General features: G+C 66.5%; 7 protein-coding genes and 1 pseudogene. 4 read left to right on the forward strand and 4 right to left on the reverse strand.

From position 1 onward, the window contains the following. The first annotated feature begins 2 nt into the window (after window positions 1-2). Window positions 3-677, forward strand: a complete 675-nt coding sequence (locus ACLN58_RS01435) for a response regulator (RefSeq protein WP_415853492.1) — start codon at window positions 3-5, stop codon at window positions 675-677. Window positions 678-932: 255 nt separating this feature from the next. Next, the gene (locus ACLN58_RS01440; RefSeq protein ID WP_415853493.1) at window positions 933-1376 is read left to right on the forward strand and encodes a hypothetical protein; all 444 of its coding nucleotides are present in this window, start codon (window positions 933-935) and stop codon (window positions 1374-1376) included. Between the two features lie 253 nt (window positions 1377-1629). Here ACLN58_RS01440 and ACLN58_RS01445 read toward each other — a convergent pair whose 3' ends face one another. Next, entirely contained in the window at window positions 1630-2124 is a 495-nt protein-coding gene (locus ACLN58_RS01445) for a DUF805 domain-containing protein (protein ID WP_415853494.1), read from the reverse strand. Between the two features lie 470 nt (window positions 2125-2594). On the opposite strand from ACLN58_RS01445, the gene ACLN58_RS01450 reads away from it, so the two are divergent. Next, window positions 2595-2960, forward strand: coding sequence for a hypothetical protein (locus ACLN58_RS01450; protein WP_415853495.1), 366 nt, complete (start codon window positions 2595-2597; stop codon window positions 2958-2960). A gap of 31 nt (window positions 2961-2991) precedes the next feature. Here the strand turns inward: ACLN58_RS01450 and ACLN58_RS01455 are convergent, their stop codons facing one another. From ACLN58_RS01455 to ACLN58_RS01465, 3 genes and pseudogenes are all read right to left on the reverse strand, one after another. Next, entirely contained in the window at window positions 2992-3273 is a 282-nt protein-coding gene (locus ACLN58_RS01455; protein WP_415853500.1) for a hypothetical protein, read from the reverse strand. Window positions 3274-3404: 131 nt separating this feature from the next. Next, a pseudogene (locus ACLN58_RS01460) lies at window positions 3405-3818 on the reverse strand (HNH endonuclease); the annotation flags it as partial. A gap of 190 nt (window positions 3819-4008) precedes the next feature. Continuing rightward, entirely contained in the window at window positions 4009-5415 is a 1407-nt protein-coding gene (locus ACLN58_RS01465; RefSeq protein WP_415853496.1) for a hypothetical protein, read from the reverse strand. Between the two features lie 163 nt (window positions 5416-5578). Between ACLN58_RS01465 and ACLN58_RS01470 the strand changes: the two genes are divergently transcribed. Further along, window positions 5579-6082 (forward strand): thioredoxin domain-containing protein (locus tag ACLN58_RS01470; RefSeq protein WP_415853497.1); only part of this gene is annotated, 504 nt, incomplete at its 3' end.

The raw sequence follows: 6082 nt of genomic DNA on the forward strand, positions 1-6082 counted from the left end.
CGATGAAGCGCGTTCTCGTGGTCGACGACGAGCCGCAGCTCCTGCGTGCGCTCCAGATCAACCTGCGGGCAGAGGGATACACCGTTGCCGTCGCAGCAAACGGCACAGACGCGCTGCACCTCGCAGCGTCGAATCCCCCCGACGTCCTCGTGCTCGACCTCGGACTCCCCGACATGGACGGCGCCGAAGTGATCCGTGGAATCCGCGGCTGGTCCGATATGCCGATCGTCGTCCTCTCGGCCCGGCATGGCTCGACCGACAAGGTCGAGGCACTCGACGCCGGCGCGGACGACTACGTGACCAAGCCCTTCGGCCTCGACGAGCTCCTCGCCCGCCTGCGCGCCGTCGAACGCCGCTCCGCCCACGCCTCACCGGGCGGGGTGATCGAAGTCGGCGACCTGCGCATCGACCTCGGAGCGGCGACCGTGACCCGCGACGGCGAGCGGGTCCACCTCACCCCGCGGGAATGGGGCGTCCTGCAGATGCTCGTGGCCAACCGCGGCAAGCTGATCACCCAGCGCCAGCTCCTCCAGACCGTGTGGGGGCCCGCCTACGGCGAGGAGACCCAATACCTGCGCGTCTACATGGCCCAGCTGCGCCGCAAGCTGGAAACCGACCCCGCGCACCCGAAACACCTCATCACCGAGGCCGGGCAGGGATACCGGTTCGAAGAATAGCTGACCGCCTAGCACCCCCGATCGCGCGAAACGACGGTCTCTGGGAGGGCACGAGGGCCAAGGCCTGAGCTGCCGTAGAGGAGACGTTTGTATCGGTAACCGATGCAAACGTTGAGCTACATCAGTTCGGGCTGGGCGAGGACGTGTCCGGTGATCGCCCCCCCGGGGGGCTCTACTCCACCAGTCAGCAACGGAAGACGATCTCGAACTCAGTTTCAAGGGATTCGGACCACTGACACCTTCAACACGCAGAAGTTGACAGGGAACTCGAAGGCCGACCAGCCCTACCGAATCGGCCGTTACTGGCTCAAAACCAAGATCTACACCGCGTCCGACGCGGTCGCAGGAGCAGTAATCGGACCACGATCCAGACCACGGCAGCTCGTCCTCGGCCTGTACGACAGCACCGGCCGACTGAGGGTCGCCGGGCGCACCGGGCCACTCGCTTCCGCGCAGGCGACCGCGATCGCGCCGTTCCTGCACGCCCCGACTGGCGGCCACCCATGGCCGGAAGAAGTCACCCCGCGCTGGTTCGGCCAGTTCGCGCGCGACACCGAACCAGTGCATCTGACCCTCGTGGAGCCCGTGGCCGTCGAGGTCTCAGCGGACGCCGCGAGAACGGGGATCGCCTTCCGGCATCTCGTCCGCTTCATAAGGCCTAGACCGGACACCGACCCCACCGGCCTGCGGGCGGGCTAGCGCCCATCCCGGCGACGCCGCCGGGGTCCTTTCGATTTGCGCGCGAGAGAGAAGAATCCCGCAGCCGCGACTATCGCGGAGACGACGATCAGCAGCGCCGGCACAGCGCTCACGGACTCGTCCAATCCGCACACCCCCCATCTGCCCAGGTCATCGCGCCTCCACGGTATCGTCCGCCCGGAGCACGGAGAACGGACTGCCGAACCACGTAGATCTGGGGCGTCCCAAGGCGTCCTCAGGGCGCCAACATCTCCTACCTGCCGGAATCGACCGGCCGAGAGATCTCCGGCCGGTCGAAGCGCTGCCCCGCCGGGTTCGGGGGCAGGACCGTGAAGACGAACACGGCGATGCCGCCCACCAGCGGGACGAGTCCGAGCAGGAGGAACCAGCCGCTGAGGTTCGCATCGTGGAGACGACGAGCCGTGAGCGAGAGGTTCGGCACGATCGTGCCGAGGAACAGCGCCAGGAGAACGTAGCTCAGAACCGCGAAGCCGGGCCCGCTCACGGAGTCGCGGGATCCGCCGCCGAGGGCGAACGCGAGCACTTCGACGACGATCCAGACGATAGCGAAGGCCAGCGCCACCCACCAGTACTCGGGCCGGCTCGCACGGCCGTGGAAGACCGCGTACTTGGTGAAGAAGCGCCTCACGGCCTGCACCGGGTTCGCTCCGTAGAACGGCGCCCACGCCGGTGGCTCTCCCGCCGTCGTCGGGTCGGCCTGGCCTTGCTGATACTGCCGATCGCTCACTGCGGTACCCCCTGTTTGCGAATGGTCTCCGAACGGGCCCATCGTAGCCGAACGGCACTAACAGCCCGGCCATGCCCGGGCCGACAAAGGGCCCCAGGGCTGCGCCCTGAAATCGGTCCTCGCTGCGCTCGGGCTGTGAACGGGTCGCGCCCCGTCGTCTCCGCTGCGCTGCGCCGCCGGGCCGCGAGCCCGCCTTGTTTTTCCGGCTGTCCTGCGGATTGTACGCACCCGCTCCACCGGCACAAGCCCCTCCTGCGTCGGGGCCGGCACCGGGGGAAATTCTGCTCCGGCGCTCGCTTCGCTCCCTTGTTCCCCTCCGCAGATTTTCCCCCGCCACCGCCCTACGGGTTGCTGCCGTCTCCGCGGGCGCAAGCGAACAAGTTCGCCAGCCGGAAGAGCAGAGTCAGATTGCATTCCGGGCTCTGCGCGAAGTCGAAGCCGCGGTGTCGAACCATAGCGACACGAAGCTAATGGTGGAGCTCGAGGCAATGCGTTCGGTGGCACGCACGCTACCCACCCTCAAGCACCGTGGCTTTGAGGGCGAAGCGGAGTCGCGGATCGTCTGCGCGGCTGGAATGCATATCGACCTGATGTACCTCAAGCACCGGCCCGGACGTTTGGGCCTGATCCCGTATGTCGAGCTAGGGGTTCCAGTGAACCCCTTGGGTGACTTCGGTAAAGGACCCGAGCCTATGGAGAAGCTTCCGATCCTCGGAGTGGTGGTTGGCCCGGCCCGCTATAAGGAGGAAGCCAAGGTGGGCGCTCAGGAGCTGCTTCGCTCCCACGGCCGCGAAGTCTTTGGCGTTACTGAGAGCAAGATTCCGTTTCGGTCGTAATGGCTGGTGACCGACGGCTCCACAAACGATGTCATGCGGTGGGTCGGTCGTGCCCACTATCCATCGCGCGCGCATAGTAGCTGTCAGGGCCGTAGCCGGAGTCGTCGTCCTCGCCGTGGGCTGAGGATTCGTCACCGTCGTCCTCGTCGTCCGGATGCGCTGACAGGCTGACTAGATAGGGCAGCAGGGCGGCTGTGGTTCCCTGGATGAACCATTCCTCGAGGTCCGCCAGTCCGGCGAGCCGCTTGATACGCTCGGAGCGCAGCTGGGCCTCGAGCACCTCCCAGTTCTCGTTGTCATCGCAGAGCAGCACGGCGACCGCGGCACGATGCGCTCTCGCTGGAAGGCTTTGAGGATTTCTTGGCTCTCTCGCGATGCCGGGACGAGGTTGGCGTTGGTCTTGCTTCGGTGGCAGTCGGTGCACAGGAGCTGCAGGTTGGACAGGTCGCTGGAGCTGCCCGCGATGTGGTCGATCTCTGTGCCAGGCAAGCCGCACTGGACGCAGAGGCCGCCGTCGCGTTCCCTGACCGCGGCCCGTGTCGCCTTGGGGAGGCGGCGCTCGGTGCTCGGGTAGCCTCCGGAGAGCATGAAGGCGGCCCGGAGCCTCAGCGCCTCGCGGACATCTTCCCGTTCGATGCGCCCGTCCCCGCGAACGTCCCTCCAGTAGCGGACCAGACTCGCCCGTTCGCGGCAGGGATCGGAGCAGAAGAGGTGGTTCCTCCGCGCCGCCGGCAAAGGGGTGAAGCAGTCCGCGCACGAGTCGGGTTCAAAGAGACGTCCCTGGACCCCGGGCACGGGCAAGTCGAAGAACCACGCTTCCCTCGCGGCGGCCAGCCGCGCTTTCTGGAAGTCCCTCATCGCATGCTCTCCGTCTCTCCAAGGGTGGGTACGGGGCGAGCATATGCCGGGACCGCCGCTCGGTTGCCTGCTGGGGCTGCCTCACGGACAGATGCGGACTTCCGGAAGGATCCTTTGTCCCAGATCCGATCCGGGAAGCTCTTCCACTACACGGGGGCGGGGGCAGGCTTCTGATTCAAGACCGCCCGAACTAGCGGTGAGCCAACTTTGTGACGGAATCACGGAGGGCATCCTCGCCGGCGCGGACGTAGTGGTTGAGAACGGTGGTGAGCTTGTCTCCGAGGTATTGTGCGACGACTTCCCAGGACTCTCCCAGCTCTTCGTGGAACCACTTGGTGGCCGCGTGGTGGCGGAGGTTGCGGTAGACGATCGTCTTGGGCCAGGCGTTGTCAGGATCGTTCTCGTCGACCCACTTGCGGACGCGATGCCAGCGCTCGTTGTGCATCTCGGGCTTCACCGGCAAGCCGGTCTCGGTGTCGATAAACAGCCAGAGCTCGTCTTCGGGTGCAACAGCGTAGTTCCACCACGCGACGCTCTTGTCCTTCTCACGCGCGGCGAGTGAGACTCGGCGCTGGCGCTCCGCCTCCTGTGCGTTGAGTACCTGTTGCAGTGTTGCCTTAGCGGGAAGCCTGAGCAGTTCCTTGACGCGGGGGAGGAGTTCGTCGCGCATCAGCGACTTGGGGAGTGGCACCTCGTGCAGCGTGTGGTTCTTTACCGGGCCACGGAAGCCCGCCTGCCCGCGCGGCGTGATCCACGAGCCGTTGACGTGGACGTAGCCGCGGTCGAAGAAGACGTCGATTGCGCGCAGTGCGTTCTGCTCGCCGAGGCGCAGGCCCCCGAAGCCGGCCACGCGGATCTTCGTGCCGAACAGGGGGAGTCGCGTCATCAGGGAATCGGTGCCTTCCGGCCCGCAGAGCTTGTCGGCGGCGTCGGCCATCGCCTTCACTTGACGGGTCTCCGGCCGCAGGCGGGGATCGACGTAGTGCGTGGTGGCTCCGTGCAGGACGTTGGCCTTGCCGACCTCCAGGCCGTCGAGCGGGTCGATGCTGCGCTCGAGCCATCCGAGCCTCCACGCGAGCTTGCGCATGGCTGCCAGCTGGCCACGCAGGTCCTCGCGGCCTCGGTTGGAGAAGATGGTCTTAGCGCCCTTCTCCATCACCATGCGACTGTGCTCGACGCGCCACTTCGTTACAGGCACGTCACCGATGGTGGGGAGGACGTGGGCGTTGAGCCGGGACTCGCGCTGTTCCATCGTGCGAGGCTGTTTGCCGCGCGCTCGGCTGTCCGTGAGGTACTCCTCGCCGAGCGTTCGGATCGTTCGTGACGCGCGCACGTGGGAGGCGACCGGAGTCTCCTTCTCGGTGTCGAGCGCGGCCTCGGCTTGGGCGAAGATTCTGCGGGCTTCCTCTTCGGTGCTCGCACGACGCAGCACTCGTTTCCACGGCTCGCCTTCGCCTGCCGGGGCTTTGAAGATGACCTGATAGCCGGTGCCGCCCGGGGGCGGGGCGTAGAGCCGGACGCGCCACGGCCAGCCGGTGCCGTCGATGCGGCGCTCCTTGCCCTGGGCGAGCAGGGTGGACTTCCTGCGCGACGCCATCGTGGCCACCCCCTCCTAATCTAGTGTTCGGGGACCCGCGGTCGTGGTGGTTTCGAGACGGTCCTTTGGGCCTCCTCAACCACTGAGTACGAAAAGTTTGCATCACTTGTTTACATCATTCAAGGCATACTGACGCAAATATCACTGGACGGAGTGGCAGGATATGGCGAATCGACTGGCAAGCGCGACCTCGTTGTACCTACGTCAACATGCGGAGAATCCAGTGGATTGGCGGGAGTGGAGCCCCGAAGCATTCGAGGAGGCCAAGCGTCGCGACGTGCCAATCTTTCTATCAATCGGCTACGCCGCATGCCACTGGTGCCACGTCATGGCCCACGAATCGTTCGAGGACGCCGCGACGGCGCGCGAGCTCAATGAACGCTTCGTGAGCGTCAAGGTGGACCGCGAGGAGCGCCCCGACGTCGACTCGGTCTACATGGCCGCGTGCCAGAGCCTCGGCGAGCAGGGCGGTTGGCCGCTGAGCATCTTCGCGCTCCCGGACGGCCGCGCCTTCTACGCGGGAACCTACTTCCCGCCCCGCCCACAGCCCGGCCGCCCGAGCTTCCGCCAAGTGCTCGACGCGGTGTGGGACGCATGGACGGAGCGCCGCGAAGGCGTCGAGCGCCAGGCGGCCGCGCTCGCCGAGGGGCTCGGCGGTGTGTTCTCC

Origin of the sequence: Sinomonas sp. G460-2, from assembly GCF_047759905.1 — a bacterium.
Classification (GTDB): Bacteria; Actinomycetota; Actinomycetes; order Actinomycetales; family Micrococcaceae; genus Sinomonas.